Origin of the sequence: Atribacter laminatus (assembly GCF_015775515.1) — a bacterium.
Lineage (GTDB): Bacteria > Atribacterota > Atribacteria > Atribacterales > Atribacteraceae > Atribacter > Atribacter laminatus.
Genome location: NZ_CP065383.1, coordinates 2,972,837 through 2,992,143 on the forward strand (window position 1 = coordinate 2,972,837; position 19,307 = coordinate 2,992,143).

The 19,307-nt window shown below is 40.3% G+C and carries 16 protein-coding genes; 10 read left to right on the forward strand and 6 right to left on the reverse strand.

Annotated features, from left to right (window positions below):
- The first annotated feature begins 167 nt into the window (after window positions 1-167).
- From RT761_RS13460 to RT761_RS13475, 4 genes are all read left to right on the forward strand, one after another.
- A complete protein-coding gene (locus RT761_RS13460) occupies window positions 168-1,982 on the forward strand; it encodes a diguanylate cyclase (protein WP_218111934.1) in 1,815 nt (604 codons plus the stop codon).
- A 112-nt stretch (window positions 1,983-2,094) separates the two neighbouring features.
- The gene (locus RT761_RS13465) at window positions 2,095-3,312 is read left to right on the forward strand and encodes a type II secretion system protein GspD (RefSeq protein WP_218111935.1); all 1,218 of its coding nucleotides are present in this window, start codon (window positions 2,095-2,097) and stop codon (window positions 3,310-3,312) included.
- Between the two features lie 14 nt (window positions 3,313-3,326).
- Complete coding sequence (locus RT761_RS13470) at window positions 3,327-5,162, forward strand: hypothetical protein (RefSeq protein ID WP_218111936.1); 1,836 nt, start codon at window positions 3,327-3,329, stop codon at window positions 5,160-5,162.
- Window positions 5,163-5,969: 807 nt separating this feature from the next.
- On the forward strand, window positions 5,970-6,881 hold the full coding sequence (locus RT761_RS13475) for a PKD domain-containing protein (protein WP_218111937.1): 912 nt from the start codon (window positions 5,970-5,972) through the stop codon (window positions 6,879-6,881).
- 426 nt (window positions 6,882-7,307) lie between these two features.
- Here RT761_RS13475 and RT761_RS13480 read toward each other — a convergent pair whose 3' ends face one another.
- Window positions 7,308-7,601 (reverse strand): GIY-YIG nuclease family protein, encoded by a 294-nt coding sequence (locus tag RT761_RS13480; RefSeq protein WP_281387999.1) that lies wholly within the window; start codon window positions 7,599-7,601, stop codon window positions 7,308-7,310.
- 284 nt (window positions 7,602-7,885) lie between these two features.
- Window positions 7,886-8,179: a GIY-YIG nuclease family protein gene (locus tag RT761_RS13485; RefSeq protein ID WP_281388000.1), complete on the reverse strand. Its 294-nt coding sequence runs from the start codon at window positions 8,177-8,179 to the stop codon at window positions 7,886-7,888.
- Window positions 8,180-8,241: 62 nt separating this feature from the next.
- On the opposite strand from RT761_RS13485, the gene RT761_RS13490 reads away from it, so the two are divergent.
- The gene (locus tag RT761_RS13490) at window positions 8,242-8,388 is read left to right on the forward strand and encodes a hypothetical protein (RefSeq protein WP_218111940.1); all 147 of its coding nucleotides are present in this window, start codon (window positions 8,242-8,244) and stop codon (window positions 8,386-8,388) included.
- Between the two features lie 10 nt (window positions 8,389-8,398).
- On the opposite strand, the gene RT761_RS13495 is transcribed toward RT761_RS13490, so the two are convergent.
- The 4 genes from RT761_RS13495 to RT761_RS13510 form a co-directional block, all read right to left on the reverse strand.
- A complete protein-coding gene (locus RT761_RS13495; protein WP_218111941.1) occupies window positions 8,399-9,166 on the reverse strand; it encodes an ATP-binding cassette domain-containing protein in 768 nt (255 codons plus the stop codon).
- Between the two features lie 5 nt (window positions 9,167-9,171).
- Window positions 9,172-10,260 carry an ABC transporter permease gene (locus RT761_RS13500; protein ID WP_218111942.1) on the reverse strand — a complete coding sequence of 363 codons (1,089 nt, stop codon included), beginning with the start codon at window positions 10,258-10,260 and terminating at the stop codon, window positions 9,172-9,174.
- A gap of 13 nt (window positions 10,261-10,273) precedes the next feature.
- Window positions 10,274-11,341: an ABC transporter permease gene (locus tag RT761_RS13505; RefSeq protein WP_218111943.1), complete on the reverse strand. Its 1,068-nt coding sequence runs from the start codon at window positions 11,339-11,341 to the stop codon at window positions 10,274-10,276.
- Between the two features lie 76 nt (window positions 11,342-11,417).
- Window positions 11,418-12,395: an ABC transporter substrate-binding protein gene (locus RT761_RS13510; RefSeq protein ID WP_218111944.1), complete on the reverse strand. Its 978-nt coding sequence runs from the start codon at window positions 12,393-12,395 to the stop codon at window positions 11,418-11,420.
- Between the two features lie 675 nt (window positions 12,396-13,070).
- Here RT761_RS13510 and RT761_RS13515 point away from each other — a divergent pair.
- The 5 genes from RT761_RS13515 (at window position 13,071) to RT761_RS13535 (ending at window position 19,303) form a co-directional block, all read left to right on the forward strand.
- On the forward strand, window positions 13,071-14,669 hold the full coding sequence (locus tag RT761_RS13515; RefSeq protein WP_218111945.1) for an ABC transporter substrate-binding protein: 1,599 nt from the start codon (window positions 13,071-13,073) through the stop codon (window positions 14,667-14,669).
- A gap of 816 nt (window positions 14,670-15,485) precedes the next feature.
- Window positions 15,486-16,490, forward strand: coding sequence for an ABC transporter permease (locus RT761_RS13520; RefSeq protein WP_218111946.1), 1,005 nt, complete (start codon window positions 15,486-15,488; stop codon window positions 16,488-16,490).
- Window positions 16,456-17,367, forward strand: coding sequence for an ABC transporter permease (locus RT761_RS13525; protein ID WP_218111947.1), 912 nt, complete (start codon window positions 16,456-16,458; stop codon window positions 17,365-17,367). Before RT761_RS13520 ends, RT761_RS13525 begins: the two co-directional genes overlap by 35 nt.
- Window positions 17,368-17,372: 5 nt before the next feature.
- A complete protein-coding gene (locus RT761_RS13530) occupies window positions 17,373-18,338 on the forward strand; it encodes an ABC transporter ATP-binding protein (protein ID WP_218111948.1) in 966 nt (321 codons plus the stop codon).
- The gene (locus RT761_RS13535; RefSeq protein ID WP_218111949.1) at window positions 18,323-19,303 is read left to right on the forward strand and encodes an ABC transporter ATP-binding protein; all 981 of its coding nucleotides are present in this window, start codon (window positions 18,323-18,325) and stop codon (window positions 19,301-19,303) included. Before RT761_RS13530 ends, RT761_RS13535 begins: the two co-directional genes overlap by 16 nt.
- Window positions 19,304-19,307: the final 4 nt, after the last annotated feature.

Sequence of the window (19,307 nt, forward strand, 5' to 3'; positions counted from 1 at the left end):
AAAAAGAATTCAGAGTTCCTTCTCCCTTGATAGGAGAAGGTGAGGATGAGGGTGAAAGCCCTGGATGAGATTCTGGTTAGTTACTTAATATGAGTTACCTATAAAAAATCATTCCTGGATTTTCAGGATTGAATAATGAAATTCGTGAAGTTCCATAGAGGTTTGACATGAGAAGAAAAATTGTCATTATTGTTTCATCGATTATGATCGCAGCTTCCTTCTTTATATTCATGAATACCAGTAAACGGTATTTTAATGAATCCATTGCTATCATTCAAGAAAAAGTCCAAATCATGTATCAAACTTTTTCTCTAACTAATCAAACCAATGATGATACAGCTTTTCATGACGGCCAATTAGTTTATATTTTTTCTTATGAACCTTATGAACCAACCCAGCAAAATCGATTATCACTTCAAACCATCGAAGAGTCTGAAAACCAAATTCTAAGCAGCACTTTGGCTCCAATTGACTCTCAGGATATAATGAGCATCTATTGGGTAAAGGAAGGAAACAATGGATACTATACATCTACCGTTTCTCCTTGGAAAAAACAAGACATCTATCTGGAAACTCTCAAACCCATTTTGTCGGAACAACAAACCCCATTAGGGAATCTAAAATTTACTATCCCCTTAACCCAGGAATTTGAACGGTTTCGACATAAATCTCTTTCTCTTCTATTATTAATCTTGTTTTTCGATACCTTGCTCATAACTATCCTGTATCTTTCTACCACCTTATTTATCGTAAAACCTTTAGAAATAATTGAGAAAAAAATCGAAACCATTGTTGAAAGTGATCCACTTTCCCTGATTAAAAAACCTCTGCTCTCTCAAATCGATATCTCATTATCTGCTCTTGAAAACCGAATTCAGCAAACCGAGGAAAAAGCACGTTGTGATGCTCTCACCGGGCTTTTTAACCGTTCAACCTTAGATGAACAGATCAATCGTTTTATTGATTCTGGGTTAAGATACAATAACTCCTTCAGTTTGGTCTTTATTGATTTTGACTATTTTAAAAATATCAATGACCAACATGGACATTTGACTGGGGATTACGTGCTTCAAATCTTTTCATCAATTTTGCTCAAAGAAAAAAGAACTGATGATTGCGCCTTCCGATTCGGGGGCGATGAATTCTGTGTTCTTATAAGCGGTGATCATAAAACCGCCGGCCAAGTCTTTGCTCATCGGATAAAAAATTCCTTAAAAAGCATTTATCCATCAGTTAACATTCCCCCCTCCCTTTTAAGTATCAGCATTGGATTGGCTGATTTTCCTTATTGCGCCCTTGACCGTGAGGGTTTATTCTCCGCTGCCGATGCCAGCCTATTAGTTGCCAAACAACTGGGACGTGGCAGAATTATCTATTTTCGTGACCTTTTCAATCATCATTCTTCAACGAACCGACAATTTTCCAATTTGAATTTTGAGGTTTTATCTATGTTAGCCGAAGCTGTCGATGCCCGTGACCGCTATGATCGGAACCACTCTCAGGAAGTTGCTCAGCTTTCCTTGAAATTTTCCCAGTACTTAGGTTTAAAAGAATCAGAGATAATTACTCTTTACCAAGCTGCTCGCCTTCATGACTTAGGAAAAGTGGGAATCGACCCTCAAATTCTAAACAAACCGGAAAGTTTGACAGCCAAAGAAAGACGAAGCATATTCTATCACCCTGAAATTGGTTCTAAAATGACCAGGACGGTGGATGAAGCCAAGCCGCTCTCCGAAATTATTCTTTCCCATCACGAGCGCTACGATGGGCAGGGATACCCTCACCGGATTTCAAAGGTTAATATTCCTTATCTCACCAGAATCCTAAGCTTGTGTGATGTCTATCAAGCGATGACTTCTCCCCGACCATACCATCAAGCGATGTCTTCTTCAGAAGCCATTGAAGAAATTGAAAAGCTTTCGGGCTCCTTTTTTGATCCGGATTTAACATCGTCATTTATCTCCATGGTTGGAAACCGCTAAAAATAATCTGATTTACCTATACAAATTAAAAAAAATAATGCTTTAGAACTATGTTTTTTATAATAAATTTTTATTATAATAAGTCCAGGAAATATTTAAGGAGGGTTAATTTATGAAAAATTCGAATAGGTTTTTAGCGGTTTTTATGGCAGTTATTATTGCCCTCTGCTTCATCCCTCTTTCTTCATTCGCTCAAGAACTCACTGAACCAGAGGAAGAAGTGCTTGATGAGGAAATTCTCGAGGAACCAATCCTTATTTCAAACGTTTTTTATGATACCGATATTCGCGAAGCCTTAATGGATATCGCTAGCCAGGCAATGGTCACCATCTTGGTCGACGATTCGGTTGGTGGCTTCATTACTTTGGAAGTCATGGATGTTTCTCTGGAAAAAGCCTTGGAAATGGTCCTTGCCCCAGGGGGATTTGTTTATAAAAAGATGGATGGGTATTATTTGGTGAGCTCTGGTTCTTTGGATAGCCCCGCTTTTAAAAACATTACCAGCACGGTTCGTGTTGACCTTGCTGATTTAACTGCCGAAGAACTTATTTCTATTCTTCCTGAATATTATTCCCAATATGTCAAAGCCATATCGGGGAAAGGTTTCGTCACCATAACTGCACCCGATGAAATCATTGAAAAGATTAAAGAAATTATAGAAATTACTGATACACCACGAAAACAAGTAATGCTCGATACCGTGGTTACCGAAATCTCCGGGGAAGAAGCGGAAAATATTGGAATTGAGTGGGGAGGAGCAAATACCGGTTCCTATGGATTGCAGTTTGGTGAGTTAGCCAGCATCGGTGGGATTTTTGAACGTTTAGAGAGAATAACTGCAACTTTGAATTTGCTCAAAAAAGAGGGAAAGGCTCGCATTCGTTCCAATCCACGTTTGGTGGTGCTCGATGGTGAGCAAGGAGAAATCCGGGTATTGCGAGATGAATATTTCGCCATAACCACTGGTTCGGCCGCTTTCCCTACCACCAGCCTGGAAACTATCTCCGCAGGTGTTATAATGACCGTTTCCCCTCGAATCCATCCCGATGGGAGTATCACTTTAATTCTTTCTCCCGAAGTGAGCAATGTGGTGGGAGCCGGCATTCAGGATTTACCGGTGATTAGCCGCCGTATTGCCTCCACTACCGTTCGAGTTAAAGATGGTGAAACCATTGTTATTGGAGGATTAAGGCAACTTATCGAGGTCACAACTAAAACCAAAGTCCCAATTTTGGGCGATATCCCACTCATTGGAGGCTTGTTTCGGAATAAAAAACAAACCGTCGATGATAAAGACATCGTGATTCTGATTACACCAAAAATCATTTAGAAAAGAGAGGAATTATGAGTAGAAGATGGTGCAAAAAATATTTCATCGTTCACCTCCTTCTTATTTATTTCTTGCTCTCCTTATGGCCAATTTCTGTATTTGCAATTTCTACCTCCGACCAACCGAAAATTGATCTTTTTTGCCCAGACATTTCAATTAAAGAAGCCCTACTCACTGCCGCTTTTCAAGCTGATGTCGAAATTGTATTTTTTGAAGACCTATCAGGGAAAGTCAATATACGGAAAGATGGAGTGACCTTTGAAAAAGCACTCGATCTCATACTGAAAAACACTGATGTCAGCTGGTATTTGATAGATGGAGTATATTATATCGGTACTCCACCAGTTGGAAGTTCGGCCTATATCAAAATCAGTTCACCGGAAAAGTATCCTTTAAATTACATCAACAGTAAAGAACTCTATAAACTTCTTCCTCAATATGCTGGTAACTTGATCCTTGATGCACCTTATTCAGTAATCCTTTCCGGACCAGAAAACTTAAGAGAAGAAATTAAAAAAGAAATTGAAAAATTAGATCACCCTAAAGAACATATTCAAGTCAAGACTATTGTTGCCGAAATTAAAAATGACACCTTGAAAGATATCGGTGTAAACCTCAGTGCGGGCGACGATGAAAACCTACTAATCGGTTCAACGGCTTCGATAGGAGGAAGTTTTGAAAGACTGGAAAAAATAGATGCGGTTTTGCGTGCTTTACAGGAAAGTGGCGAAGCGGTTATTCATAGCGAATCGGAAATTTTAGTTTTAGAGGGAGAAGAAGGACGTGTTTGGTCAGGAAAAGATGTCTATTATTCAGTAGAGACTGAAGGGACTGCTGGAACAACCAGTAATCTTGAAATCATCGAATTAGGAGCTGGAATCAAAGTCATTCCACAATATATTGGCGAGGGAAAGATCAAGGTTGATTTAGAAGCTCAGCTTAAAAACCTCGAAGACGATAATGAAACACTTCCGGTTGTTATCAGCCGGGATACCAATTCATCGGTTACGTTAAAAGAAAAAGAACCACTTTTTATTGCTGGGGTTAATACTACAAAAACCAGTGAAATTCGAAATAAATTGCTGGAAAAAAATCAAGACTCTGCAACAGTGAAATTAGATGAGGAGAGTCAACTGGTAATCTTTTTGGAAGCCGAAAGAAAGAGCCCTCAAGAATCTCCTCTAGTAGTTAAATTAAAAAGTGGAGATATAAAAGTAAGTCCCTCGACTATTCGTAAAACGACAACCGAGTACCAGTTCGGGTTGGGCGCTTGGTACGGAACTCTTATCATCCCAGAATATCAGACCACTCCACAATTCTGGTATGGCCTTGAAGTGAAAGTTCTTTCAGGTGAAAATTTTGGGCTTTATGGACAGTTGTTAAAAGCTTCAGATAAAAATCTCTGGTTAGGAAAAGTGAACTTAGAGTATGCCATTCATACTGATGAAGATACTCCCGAAACCATCAATTTAGGAATTGGTCTAAAAGGTTTTTGGGGAGACGTTCAAGAATCAGCTTTTGTTGCCTATGTAAAAGATATTCGCCAAGTTGAAGAAAATCTTCTTACTTTCTTTTCAATAGGTTTACAATTCTCTGAAAATGAAAGTCTCTATTTTGCTTCTCTTGGGGTATCTTATATAGAAAATGAATGGGTCCTTGAAGCAGAAGCGAAATATCAATGGAATAACCGAGCTTCGAATTGGACACTTGGTATCGAGGGGAAATATCGATTAGCCGATAAGACCTATCTTGTTGCTGGTTATCGGGATAATATCAGTGGTTCACCAATAGAACCTTTTGATGATTTCGATTTTCGAGGGTTGTATGCCGGAGTAACTTTTATGTTTTAAATAAAATATAACATTGCTTATCCCCTCACCCTGACCCTCTCCCACGGAGGTGCGAGGGAAAAACTGATCTTATCCTTTTAGCAAAAGGGGGTAAGGGGGATTTGATTTTTTCTGCTCCGTCATTGCAAGGAGCGTCTGGTGCGACGTGGCAGTCTCATTTGCCCAGTCTGTCATTCTGAGGAGTCCGGTGACTTCTTACCGGACGACGTGAGAATCTCAACCCTTAGATTATTTAGTAAGAATAAAAAAAATTAAAAGATGAGATCCTTACGGCTTCAAAAAACGAAGCCTCAGGATGACGCGGGTGGTGTCAGATGAGATCCTCACGGCTTCAAAAGACGAACCCTCAGGATGACGCGGGTGGTGTCAGATGAGATCCTCACGGCTTCTAAATACGAAGCCTCAGGATGACACACATCACTATAGTTCCTTCTCCCTTGATGGGAGAAGGTTAGGATGAGGGTGATAGAAAAGATACGACATGCCATGGCATGTCGCTACATTATATGAAGATCGGGCGCAATAAATTTGCGTCCCTACGGAAAAATCTTTATAGAGGCTTGATTTATCAAGCTTACAAATTTTTATTATAGGTTCTTACTATCATGAAAAACCAAGGGGAAGATGGGGTGAGAGATCGAAAAAATAAGAATAACTATAAAAGCTAAAAAGGCGCTAATATTTTTTAATGACTTAAATATAACGTTTTATTATTACCAAGTTTAATTAGGCTTTTTAATAAATATTACTCATTATCGAAATTTAAAATTAACCTTATGCGGGCTTTATTTAAGGAGGAGGAACTTTATGAAAAAAAAGAAAGCAATTGAAGGGATCTTGTTTACCCTTCTCATTATAATGATTACTTTTTCCGGATGTGATTGGTTTGGCAAGGGTCTATTTAATATATTAGATCCCGAAGCTGAGGTAAAAATGTATTATTCGATGAATGATTCAAGCGATGTGGGTGAGGGAGAAGAGTTTAGCTTATTAAGCAGTATGACCTTTGATCTCATTGTTTATCCTCTCAACGAAATTGGTTTTACCATCAACAGCTTGGAATACCGTTATTATTCCGATGGTGTATTAATTCCTGAACTTTCTAAAGATTTTTCAACCAGCTATTACGTTCCTCCCAATAATCCCTATAATCCCTATCCAGATCCTGGTACCTCGGATATTATTATTCCTTCACCTGGAAATAGCCCCTATGCTTTCACAGGAATCCCACTTATGTTTCAAGACGGCATTGATTACCTCTGGAAAAATTACGAACTAAAAAACATCACTCTTACTCTCACTGCAATTATCGAGGATGATGCCCGCCATGCTATCACCAAACCGGTGATCCAGAACTTCCCAGTCTTACAGATGGGAGAGGATTTCATACCTCCAACAGTAGTAATTCTACCAAAGGATGATGAAGAATTATCATTTCCAGCTGGTTCTACCGTGATTTTAATAGCCGAGGCATCTGACAATTATATGATTAAGAGTTATAAATGGATGGTGAGTGGAGGTGGTGGTGGATGCAGTTTAGGAGGTTCAGGATGCGGCGGTACCAGCGTTAGCTCGGGCTCTGGTTTCAGTAGTGAGGGACAGGTCTTCACTCGAACCTTTACCGAAGCCGGAACATATTCGGTGGTGGTTGAAGTCTGTGATTATGCTGGAAACTGTTCCTATGCATCAAAAACGGTTGAAATAACCGGTGAGATATAAATTATATTGACCAATACGTAAAATATTAAAACCATTTGAGGAATTGTAACTTTAAAATAAAGGGGCGCAAACTTATTGCGTCCCTTTATTTTTTAAGATATTTATTTTGTTTACATCAACTCTGAGAAGCATATTATGCAATGCGAGAATCTTATCCATCTGCTCCGTCATTGCGAGGAGCGTCTGGTGCGACGTGGCAATCTCATTTAGTAAGTTATTTAAATAATTAAAAGATGACTCAAGAGATTGCCACGACCTCAAAAAACGAGGTCTCGCAATGACGACTAGAAGTTCCCTCTCCCACTGAGGGGCGAGGAAAAAACTGGTCTTCCCCCTTTAGCAAAGGGGGTTAGGGGGATTTGATTTTTTACTGTTTCGTCATTGCGAGGAGACTAAGCGTTCTTTGGTTAGTCGACGTGGCAATCTCTAATTGGATAATTTTTCATATAAATCATCCCAATGTGGATTCAAAGAATGAATGAGTTCTATTTTCTTTTTTCTCGGCCACGACTTGATTTGTTTTTCTCGATTGATAGCAGTTTCAATATCATCATATATTTCGTAATAGACTAATTTATTCAGGTTGTATCTCTTGGTAAAGCCATCAACGACTTTATTTTTATGTTCCCAGACTCTTTTTATCAAATTACTGGTGATGCCAACGTACAAAACTTTGTTGTAACGATTACTCATGAAATAAATATATGCCTGCTTTTCCATAGTCTATTTGTTTCAAGAATTCATCAAGAGATTGCCACGACCTCAAAAAACGAGGTCTCGCAATGACGAGTAAACAATTCTCCTCCTGCGGAGTGGCTTCACGTAGTAACGAGATGTGTTAAGGTTTATTTTTAGGATAGAACTTCATGCTGCCTAGCAGCACCAGTTAAGGATGAAAATAGGTATACAGGAATCGTTTCCCCCTTTAGCAAAGGGGGTTAGGGGGATTTGAATTTTTTCCTGCTCAGTCATTGCGAGGAGCGTCTGGTGCGACGTGGCAATCTCTAATTGGATAATTTTTCATATAAATCATCCCAATGTGGATTCAAAGAATGAATGAGTTCTATCTTCTTTTTTCTCGGCCACGACTTGATTTGTTTTTCTCGATTGATAGCAGTTTCAATATCATCATATATTTCGTAATAGACTAATTTATTCAGGTTGTATCTCTTGGTAAAGCCATCAACGACTTTATTTTTATGTTCCCAGACTCTTTTCATCAAATTACTGGTGATGCCAACGTACAAAACTTTGTTGTAACGATTGCTCATGAAATAAATATATGCCTGCTTTTCCATAGTCTATTTGTTTCAAGAATTCATCAAGAGATTGCCACGACCTCAAAAAACGAGGTCTCGCAATGACGAAAAAGGTATGGTTTTTGGTAGATAACTTTGAAACCGATCGAATCCCTCTCCCCCTCAGTCTTTATCGATTGGAGAAAGTGAGGATGAGGGAGAAATTATTACTCCTCTCTGTTTACGGTTCACGGCTCACTGATCACTGATCACGGTTTTTTATTCATGTTGGACCAGTTCGGCGCCGACCATCAAGCTGACGACTTCATCGGGATTGGTTTCCTTGACCATCAACTCTCCCACTTTTTCCCCTCGACGCAAAACCACCAATCGATGGGCTACTTGGAAAACATCGTATAGCTGATGGCTGATGATGATAATCCCTACTCCCTGGGCACTTAATGTCCTCACCAAATCAAGCACCTTCCTCTGTTCGGCAACACCCAGAGCAGCGGTCGGTTCATCCATAATCAAAAGTTTGGCATTCCAGTAAATGGATCGTGAAATTGCCACTGATTGACGCTGACCACCAGAGAGCATTTTAATTTTATTTTTCAGTGACGGGATTTCGATCCCTAATTGATCAAGAACTTTTTTCGATTCTTGGTACATATAATCATGATCTAAAACGTCAATCAAACCTAAAGCTTTTTTGAGTTTTTCTCGTCCTAAAAAAATGTTGGAATAAACATTAAGATTTTCCGCTAAAGCCAAGTCTTGATAGATAGTCTCAATCCCCAAACGGATAGCATCCATGGGATTTCCAATTTTTACTTCTTTCCCTTGAAATATTACCTGCCCTTCATCCTGATGATAAACTCCGGAAACAACCTTAATTAAAGTTGATTTCCCTGCTCCATTATCTCCGAGGAGTCCAACAACCTCACCTGGGGCAACCTCCATGGAAACCTTGTTAACTGCCACTAATCCGCCAAAACGCTTCACAATATCTTTTACTTCCAAAACCGGTATCTTTTGATCGTCCATAGTGTTTAATCTCCCTTTCTGACCAGTTCAGGAAAAAATTGATCGATGAGTACCGCAAAGATGAGAATCACTCCAACATAAATATATTTATTAAAGGTTGGTATTCCCAAATTGACCATTCCCGTCTCCAGCACTCCTATGATGAATGTTCCAATAATCGTTCCAATCATCCCTCCCGTTCCACCATAAAGGCTGGCACCACCAATGACCACCGCAGCAACCGAATCGAGCATCCGGACGGAACCAGCATCAGCTCGACCATTGACAAACCGAAGGACATACATGATCCCCCCGAGAGAAGCGAAAAACGATGAAATCATGTAGATTTTCATTAAATGCCAATCGACATTGATTCCGGCTCTCTGGGCGGCATCAACATTCCCTCCAATAGCGAAGGTATGCTGTCCAAATTGAGTTCGGTTGAGAACAAACCAAAAAACCAGAATAATCAATAGCGAGATGATGAAGATATTTGGTACCAGGGGAACCAACTCACGAATCTCAGCTCGAGCCAGACCGGCTGGCTGCCGGAACCAGCTCAGAAATTTTCCGGGAAGATAATAGAGAAGATAGCCATTCCCAAAGTCTCCTACCCCTGGAGGAAGGTTGGTAATCGGAACATTATAACTAATGATTTCCGAAAAACCATAAGCAATACCATACATCCCAAAGGTAGCGATAAAGGGAGGGACTTTCATTTTGGTTACTAAAAAACCATTAAGAAGCCCGGGGAGAAGCCCGATGAGTAAGGTTATTAAAACACCAAATATTATGGCAAGACCCGGTGGAAATCCTATGGCATAAAAGCTCACCATCATCTTGGCGGAAACCACCGAGGCAAATCCCATTACAAACCCAACCGACAAGTCGATTCCACCAGTAATAATAACAAAGGTTTGTCCAGCTGCCAAAAGCAGAATGGTCATGGAATTAACCATTATATTCTGAAAATTCTTGGCACTGAAAAAGCCGGTCCCCAAAAGACTAAAAATGATGATTTCCCCGATTAAAAAAAGGTAAACCCAGCTTCGGCCTATTAATACCGCCCATTCTCGCTTGTTTCCTGATAATTTACGAATATCTTCAGCACTCATGGCATTCTCTCCTTTAATCGTAAATGAATTCAGGAAATGTTTGATCAATAATTACTGCTAACACCAATATACTTCCTACAGCTATATAACGATAGAAAGGAAAAACTCCAGACATGAGAAAACCAATCTCGAGAACCGCGAGAACCATCACTCCTAAGAAAGAACCCCAGATACTTCCCTTCCCTCCTTTTAAACTGGCACCTCCTATAACCACCGCCGCCACCGCAAAGAGCTCCAAACTAGCCGAAAATTGAGTATGGGAACCGATGGAATAAACCAGGACCGACAACACACCAGCAAGAGCACCAAAGAAGGACGAAATTGTATAAATTTTAATCAAGTGGCTGTCTACATTGATTCCTGCTCTTCGGGCAGCATCGATATTTCCGCCGATAGCGTAAGTGTGTTGGCCAAATTGGGTTCTGGTTAAAATATACCCAAAAATGGCAATGATAATACCAGAAATAAGAATTGAATTGGGTAAAATCCGAACCAAATCCCGTAGTTGAGAATCAAGAATACCCTCAGGAGGTTTGAAAAAGGAAAACCCGAGACCAGAAAAATGATAGAGGATATAACCATTTCCTATTCTTCCGGCTTGTTGGGGAAGATCAATAATGGGAAATCCATCACATAATCCAAAGGCAATTCCATTGGCTATGCCATACATTCCGAGGGTGGCAATAAAAGGAGGAACTCGAAATTTGGCGACCAATACTCCATTGAGCAATCCGGGTAAGAGGCCAATCAATAAACCCACAATGATCCCCAATGATATGCTGAAAAAGGGAGAATATCCCATAGTAAATAAATTCCGCATAACAATTGCGGCAATAACCGATACCATGCCTTTCACAAAACCAATGGAAAGGTCAATCCCACCAGTGATGATAACAAAAGTTTCACCGGCTGCTAAGAGTAACGAAGGAGATGAACTCATTAAAACATTGTTCAGGGTGTTATTGGCAAAAAAACCTTTTCCAGCAAAGCTAAAAATAATACACAAAAGGAACAGAAATAAGATAACCCAATTCTTTCCTAATTTAACATACAAACCTTGTGTTGTTTTAACATTATCCATTTTTCACCCTGGAGTACAGCATACTGGAGGAAAATAATGTCTTTCCCCCAGTATGCTGTAGATAATTGAAGATTATTTATTGATAGATATATCTCTGAGATTCCGGTAAATTAACGTTCTCTTTGGTAAAGAAGAAAAATTCAGGATTGAGTTTCTTGGGGACTTCAGCATCTTCAGTGAAGAATTTGTAACCCCACTCAACAGCCAATTGGCCCATAGCATATGGATTTTGAGCTAAGACCAGGTCAACTTGGCCTTCTTTTAAAGCATTGATCAGGTCTACAGTAGCATCCCAAGAAGCAATTTTGACCGCTCCAGTCAAACCAGCATTCACAACCGCTTGGTAGGCACCACGAGCACTAAAGAGGTTGGTACCAAACACACCAACGATATCGGGGTTGGCCTGGAGAGCGGCGGCAGTTTGTTGCTGGGCTTTTTCCTGATTATCCAGGTTGTATTCTACTCCAACCAATTCAATATCCGGATAATCAGAAATACCTTTTTTAAAGCCCTCTACTCGTTCCACAACGCTGGATACATCAGGATTGGTGGTTGAAACAAATACCTTTCCCTTACCTCCGATCATATCAGCAAGGCGTTTTCCGACTTCAACTCCACCTTGGAAATTATCGGTTCCAATGAAAGAAAGTGGGAAGGAATAATCGCTCTCTTTGGAATAATCTCCATCACCAAGATAGGTATCAACGGTGAGGACCTCTATACCACTGTCATAAATTTTCTTTAATGGAGCAATTAATGAGTCTTGAGCAGCAGGACCGGTAATGAGTAGGTCAATATCTCCTCGGGCGGCAGTAGCTTCCAAAACTGGAACCTGGATTTCAGCGCCCCAAGATTTTAAATATTCAGTAACAAAGAGATCAATACCTAATTCTTCACATTTGTCGGCAATTCCTTTGCCAATCATTCTGTAAAAAGGATCTTCAATAGTAGGGCACCAGGCAAATTTCAACTTCTTTTCTTGTGCTCCTGCTCCAGCGACTAAAGTAAATACTAGTATCCCCACCAATAGAATAAAAATGAATGACTTTTTCATAAATTTTCCTCCTCCAATTTTTTGCTTACGATTGGTTTATAAAAAGAATATTGGCTTTCTTGACTGGGAAAGCCTTATCACCTCCTCGTATTTTTTTATTTCGTTTCAGTTTATTCTATCATAATTTAACATCAAATTTCATCATCTTAAGAATAAAAAAGAATTCTTACTTCTCTTCATATATTCAGAATCTTTTATTTTGTAAATCCATCTGCGAACTTGATAAACCAAACCCTACAAAGGATTTTAAATGGTAGGATGCAATTTATTGTGCCCGGTCTTTATTTAATGTAGCGACATGCCATGGCATGTCGAATCTTGGATTTTCATCCTTATATCTGGTGCTGCCATGCAGAATGAGGGTCTATCTTGAGAAAATACTGGAATGATTAAAAAATGCTGTCATCTTGTGTCTAATTTTCTTCTCCTATTGCTCCCCCTCACCCCCTCGCGCCCTCTCCCCCTCAGCATTTTTCATTCTCCTTATCATATTACTGCCTCTAATTGTTATGCTATAATTTTTTTACCTGTTAATCGAAAGGAGGGAAAGTGAAATCTTTATTGGGAATGGATCAGCCTCAATTTTGGTTTCACAGTTTAAAAAGTAGAAAATATCAAAGATATAAAAGATGTTTCAATCGCTTTTTAATTTTGTTTAAAGGAGGTTTTATTATTATGAAAAAATGGATGATGTGGGGAACAATATTTATTTTAGTCATTGGATTAGTTGGTTTTGCCTCAGCGCAGGGAAGATGTGTACAAGTGGGGGGAACACTCGTTCATGGTAGTTCCGGCGATGCCTATCGTTTAGATCCTGCCGATGTTACCGATGGTATCTCCATATCGATGACCGATAATATTTTTGAAGGTTTAGTCCGTTATAAACCCGGGACTTCCGAAGTCGAACCTGCCTTAGCCGAATCATGGGAGATTTCTCCTGATGGATTAACTTTCACATTCCATCTTCGCCAAGGTGTTAAATTTCATGATGGAACCGACTTTAACGCCGACGCAGTAGTCTATTCTCTAAAGAGACAGTTTGATCCAGAACACCCCTTCTACCAAAACGGAGAATGGGCTTATTGGCAATGGATGTTTACCGATGTCCAAGACGTGGTAAAAGTCGATGACTATACAGTTAAAATTATTCTTAGTCAACCCAATTCCACCATCATGACCAGCCTCGCTATGTTTACTGCTTCTGTAGTGAGCCCGGCTGCCTGTGAAAAATATGGTGCTGATTTCTTTAAGAATCCGGTTGGAACTGGACCTTTTAAATTCGTCGAATGGGTAAAAGATGACCACCTCACTTTGGAAGTCAATCTCGACTACTGGGGTGGACGGGCATATGTTGACAAACTGATCTTCCGGGTCATACCCGATCCTTCAGTTCGACTTATTGAATTAGAAAAAGGATCCATTGATAGTATGGAATACCCAAATGCCGATGATTTGGAGCGGATTAAAAACAATCCTAACCTCTATATACAAGAAGCCCCTGGGTTAAACGTTGGGTATTTAGCCATGAATATGGGTGAAGATACACCAGGTTTTGAAAAACCTTTTGGTGATGTTCGAGTCAGAAAAGCTATTGCCCATGCAATAAATAAACCGGAAATTGTTGAATACCTTTACCAAGGTACTGCAGTTCCAGCGAAGAACCCTATTCCACCGATTATGTGGAGTTACAACGATGCCATTGAAGATTATGAATACAATCCCGAAAAAGCTATCGAGCTCCTGAAAGAAGCCGGCTATCCTAATGGTTTTGAAACGACCTTCTGGGTCATGCCAGTTTCTCGCCCCTACATGTTCGATCCTCCCAAAATTGCTGAAGCTATCCAAGCTGACTTGGAAGCAGTTGGAATTAAAGCTAACATCTACTCAGTTGAATGGGGAACCTATCTCCAGGAAACCGAAGCTGGAAAGCATCCTATGTGTATGTTAGGGTGGACCGGAGATAACGGTGATCCAGATAACTTCATCTATGTGCTGCTCGATAAGGATGCCGCTATTGTAGGCAGTGCTGGAAACGTTGCTTTTTATCGCAATGATGAATTACACGACATCTTGATCAAGGCTCAGCGAACCTATGATATGGCTGAACGTACTGCATTTTATGAAAAAGCGCAGGAAATCATTCACGCTGATGTTCCTTGGGTACCAATCGCTCATGCTAAAGTGTTCATGGTTTTCAAGAAAAACGTTCAAGGATTTGTAATGTATCCAACCGAACGAAAATTCTTTAATACGGTTTGGATTGATCAAGAGTAAAAAAACCAATCGCAAATTTTTTAAAAAAGGGTCCGGAAAGAACTTCTTTCCGGACCCTTTTTTTATTCTGTAAATACCATTAAATGAATTCTTTAATCTTTCATCCAGAGGCTTCGCTTTATGAAGCCGTGAGGATCTCATCAACCCAATCCGTCATTGCGAAACCTGGTTTTTTGAGGTCGTGGAAATCTCATGAGTCATCTTTTATTATTTGTAGGATTGAGAAATTATGGAATTGGAATGTATGAGATTCTTATAATTTCCGGTAAAAAAACCGGACTCCTTATCATCACAGAAGAACTAAAAGAGATTGCCACGTCGCATAGGTCGCTCCTCGCAATGACGGAGTAGAAAAAAACTCAAATCCCCCTTACCCCCTTTTCTAAAGGGGGAGATTGATCGGTATAAAGTCATTTTCATCATCTACCGGGTCTATAAATTGTCATTGCGAGACCTGGTTTTTTGAGGTCGTGGCAATCTTATGAGTTTAATCTTTTATTTGCTCTCTTGTAAACCTACGGGCATGATAAATCAAACCCCTATACAAAAGAATTAAAAAAATGCTGTCATCCTGAGCGGTGCTTTCCCGCGTGAGGATCTCATCATTTATATTTTTTTTATCCTTAAATCTTTTTCTCCCTTTCGCCCCCTCGCGCCCTCTCCCCCTCGGTCTTAACCGTGCCCGTTTAATGTAGCGACATACCATGGCATGTCGAATCTTGGGTTTTCATTCATATCTGATGCCATTGTTCGACATATAGATCTATCCTTTTTAGATATTTACACCCTTCCTATAAATCCGTATAATAAAGCAACATGAAAAAATACATCTTAAAACGTCTGCTTTTACTTATACCCGTTTTAATTGGTGTTTCGATTTTGGTGTTTGTTATCGTCCGCCTCACCCCTGGAGATCCAGCACGGATTTTAGCCGGCGAACACGCTACCGAAGAATACGTTCAAGCTACCCGGGAACGGTGGGGACTTGATAAGCCAATGTACGTGCAATACTATATCTGGTTCAAAAGTCTGCTTCGAGGAGATTTAGGCCGTTCTATTACCACTCACTCTCCAGTCGTTGAAGAAATTTTTAGCCGTTTTCCTGCTACCCTTGAACTTTCCCTCTTCGCTATGCTATTGGCAATTGTTATTGGTATCTTAGCTGGAATCATTTCGGCTATCCGCCAGTATCACTTTTTTGATTATTTTTCAATGACCGTTGCTCTTTTTGGCATTTCTATGCCAGTCTTCTGGTTAGGGTTGATGTTAATGTTTGTTTTTGGGCTTTGGTTGGACATATTACCCATTTCTGGTCGGATCAATGTCATGATTCCCCTTCTAAATATCACCGGCCTCTATGTGTTGGATTCAATTCTGACCTTGAATTTTCGAGCCCTGGGAAGCTCGCTTCTCCATCTCATTCTTCCCAGCATTGCTCTTGGAACCATTCCAATGGCGATGATCGCCCGGATCACCCGATCTTCTATGCTTGAAATTATTCGCCAAGACTTTATTCGAACTGAACGGGCTAAGGGTCTCCCAGAAAGAATGGTTATTTTCAAACATGCTTTGAAAAATGCGCTGATTCCAATCATTACTGTTATTGGCATGGAATTTGGTCTCCTTTTGGGAGGGGCTATCTTAACCGAAACGGTTTTTGCTTGGCCAGGATTAGGTCGATACACAGTTGATGCGGTATATGCTCGTGATTATCCGGCCATTCAGGGATCGGTTCTTTTTATTGCTTTCATATTCGTCGTAGTCAATTTGATTACTGACGTATTGTATGCCTATATTAATCCACGGATCAGGTATCGTTGAAATGATGAAGATTACCAGCGGAGTTTTTTCTGACTTTTTTTATATGATTCGCAAGAACAAATCCGCCTTAATTGGGTTGATTGTGATTTTGGTTATGGTCATCGTTGCTTTATTGGCACCGATCCTTTCTCCCAATAATCCACTGCAGAGAAGCCTTGCCAATCGGCTGAAACCCGGATTCTGGGCAGGCGAAGAATATAATCAGTTCCCCTTGGGGACCGATTACTTAGGACGTTGTTTGCTGTCACGAATCATCTGGGGCGCTCGAACCTCTCTATCAGTTGGTTTTATCGCTGTTCTTATCTCCACCGTTTTTGGTCTTATTTTAGGTATAGCTGGTGGGTATTATGGAGGGTGGGTAGACACATTTTTAATGCGTATTGTCGATGTTTTATTTGCCTTTCCAAGCATTCTTTTATCAATTACAATTATGGCTGCCTTAGGAGCAGGATTAGAAAAAGCTATGATCGCTATTGGAATTGTTTATATTCCCCAGATGGCTCGAGTGGTTCGAAGTGCCATTTTAGTGATCAAAGAAATGGATTATATTGAAGCTGAAAAGGCTTTGGGGGCATCCCACTTCCGGATTATTTGGCATCATATCCTTCCTAATGCCCTGGCTCCGGTTATTGTATATTCCACCCTGAGTGTTGCTGGAGCTATTCTTGATGCAGCAGCTTTAGGTTTCTTAGGGTTGGGGGCTCTTCCCCCTACGCCTGAGTGGGGATCAATGCTATCTAATAGTCGACAATTTCTAACTTCAGGAGCATGGTGGGCAGCAACCTTCCCGGGTTTAGCGATCATGTTAGCGGTTTTAGGGTTGAACCTTTTAGGAGATGGTTTACGCGATGCCCTTGATCCGCGTTTACGAGTGTGAAAACCATGAATGATATTATTCTTCAAATTAAAAACTTAAAAACGTACCTGACCACTCCATCAGGAATTGTTCAGGCTGTTGATGGGGTTGACCTCAATATTGCTGCCAACCAAACTCTTGGGTTGGTTGGTGAATCAGGTTGTGGGAAAAGCATGACTGCTCTCTCCATTTTGAAGCTCTACCCAAAGCCACAGGGCAAGATTGTTGACGGGCAAATCATCTTTTTAGGTGATGATCTGGCAAAAAAAACCGAAGAGGAAATGTATGCCATTCGAGGGAAAAAAATCTCTATGATTTTTCAAGAACCGATGACCTCCCTGGATCCAGTTTTTCCTATCGGAAAAGAGATTGTTGAAGTGCTGACTATCCATCAAAAACTGAGTATACCAGAAGCGGAGAAACAAACCATTGAGCTTCTAAAAAGAGTGCGCATACCAGAACCAAAAAGACGGTTCAGAGAATACCCTCATCAAATGAGTGGTGGGATGCGACAAAGAGTAATGATTGCTATGGCTTTAGCTTGCCGCCCTGCTCTTTTAATCGCTGATGAACCAACAACTGCTCTCGATGTGACAATTCAAGCTCAAATCCTCTCGCTCATTAATGACCTCAAAAGTGAATTTCAAACCGCAGTCCTTCTCATCACTCACGATTTAGGTGTTGTGGCTGAAACCTGTCAGCAAGTTGCAGTAATGTATGCTGGAAAAATCGTTGAAAAAGCCGATGTTTATTCCATCTTTTCAAATACCCTTCACCCCTACACCGTTTCTTTGTTAAACGCTATTCCCCGAATTCAAAGAGATCGGAAACGTTTGGAATCAATCCCCGGGAGAGTCCCCAATCTATGTTTTCCACCCGGTGGATGTCGTTTCCACCCCCGTTGTTCTAAAAAGATGGCGGTTTGTTCAACCACTGAACCACTATTAAAAGAAATTGAAAAGGATCACTGGGTCGCATGTCACCTTTATTGATATCATTGCAACAGCTGAGTAAACAATTTTATTTATATGACCAAACCACCAATGAAAAAGGAGTGGTAGATGCGGTCAATGATGTTGATCTCGATATATTGAGCGGAGAAACCCTTGGCTTGGTAGGAGAATCTGGTTGCGGTAAAAGTACTTTAGGGAGATGTATCCTTCGCTTAATTGAACCAACTGCGGGCAAAATTATCTATGAGGACCAAAACTTACTAGAAATTCCAGAAAAAGCTTTTAAGCCCTATCGCAAAAAGATGCAAATTGTTTTTCAAGACCCCTTTGCCTCCCTGAATCCTCGCAAGTCGATTCGGTTTATTCTTGAAGAACCTTTAATTATCCATGGAATGTCCAATTCTCAAGACCGAAAGAATCGTTTAGATGAAACTATCGACAAGGTGGGTTTGACTCAGGATGACCTCAATCGATATCCCCATGAATTTTCCGGAGGACAACGTCAAAGAATTGGAATAGCCCGGGCACTGATTTTAAAACCAGATTTTATAGTATGCGACGAACCGGTTTCGGCTCTTGATGTTTCTATTCAAGCTCAAATTTTAAATTTACTTATTGACCTTCAGCAGGAAATGAGGCTCACTTATCTCTTTATCTCTCATGACCTCAGTGTGGTAAAGCATATTAGCAACCGAATTGCTGTCATGTATTTGGGAAGAATTGTAGAAATTGCTCCAACTGAGGAAATTTTCGAAAATCCACTTCATCCTTACACTACGGCACTCCTCTCTTCGATACCTGCCCCCGATCCGACTATGAAAAAGGACCGCTTAATTCTTGAAGGAGACCCACCCAGTCCTCTTAACCCACCAACTGGATGTCGATTCCATACTCGTTGTCCTCAACAGATGGATATCTGTTCCAAAAAAGTACCCGAAAGAAAAGCCATTACCTCTGAACATCATGTTTATTGTCATTTGTATAATGATTTGGGCAATTCGTAATAAA

Excerpts from the sequence above, each read along its gene's own strand:
- RT761_RS13460 (WP_218111934.1), top strand. The coding sequence starts at position 168 with ATGAGAAGAAAAATTGTCATTATTGTTTCATCGATTATGATCGCAGCT.
- RT761_RS13465 (WP_218111935.1), top strand. The coding sequence starts at position 2,095 with ATGAAAAATTCGAATAGGTTTTTAGCGGTTTTTATGGCAGTTATTATT.
- RT761_RS13470 (WP_218111936.1), top strand. The coding sequence starts at position 3,327 with ATGAGTAGAAGATGGTGCAAAAAATATTTCATCGTTCACCTCCTTCTT.
- RT761_RS13475 (WP_218111937.1), top strand. The coding sequence starts at position 5,970 with ATGAAAAAAAAGAAAGCAATTGAAGGGATCTTGTTTACCCTTCTCATT.
- RT761_RS13480 (WP_281387999.1), bottom strand. The coding sequence starts at position 7,601 with ATGGAAAAGCAGGCATATATTTATTTCATGAGTAATCGTTACAACAAA.
- RT761_RS13485 (WP_281388000.1), bottom strand. The coding sequence starts at position 8,179 with ATGGAAAAGCAGGCATATATTTATTTCATGAGCAATCGTTACAACAAA.
- RT761_RS13490 (WP_218111940.1), top strand. The coding sequence starts at position 8,242 with ATGACGAAAAAGGTATGGTTTTTGGTAGATAACTTTGAAACCGATCGA.
- RT761_RS13495 (WP_218111941.1), bottom strand. The coding sequence starts at position 9,166 with ATGGACGATCAAAAGATACCGGTTTTGGAAGTAAAAGATATTGTGAAG.
- RT761_RS13500 (WP_218111942.1), bottom strand. The coding sequence starts at position 10,260 with ATGAGTGCTGAAGATATTCGTAAATTATCAGGAAACAAGCGAGAATGG.
- RT761_RS13505 (WP_218111943.1), bottom strand. The coding sequence starts at position 11,341 with ATGGATAATGTTAAAACAACACAAGGTTTGTATGTTAAATTAGGAAAG.
- RT761_RS13510 (WP_218111944.1), bottom strand. The coding sequence starts at position 12,395 with ATGAAAAAGTCATTCATTTTTATTCTATTGGTGGGGATACTAGTATTT.
- RT761_RS13515 (WP_218111945.1), top strand. The coding sequence starts at position 13,071 with ATGAAAAAATGGATGATGTGGGGAACAATATTTATTTTAGTCATTGGA.
- RT761_RS13520 (WP_218111946.1), top strand. The coding sequence starts at position 15,486 with ATGAAAAAATACATCTTAAAACGTCTGCTTTTACTTATACCCGTTTTA.
- RT761_RS13525 (WP_218111947.1), top strand. The coding sequence starts at position 16,456 with ATGCCTATATTAATCCACGGATCAGGTATCGTTGAAATGATGAAGATT.
- RT761_RS13530 (WP_218111948.1), top strand. The coding sequence starts at position 17,373 with ATGAATGATATTATTCTTCAAATTAAAAACTTAAAAACGTACCTGACC.
- RT761_RS13535 (WP_218111949.1), top strand. The coding sequence starts at position 18,323 with ATGTCACCTTTATTGATATCATTGCAACAGCTGAGTAAACAATTTTAT.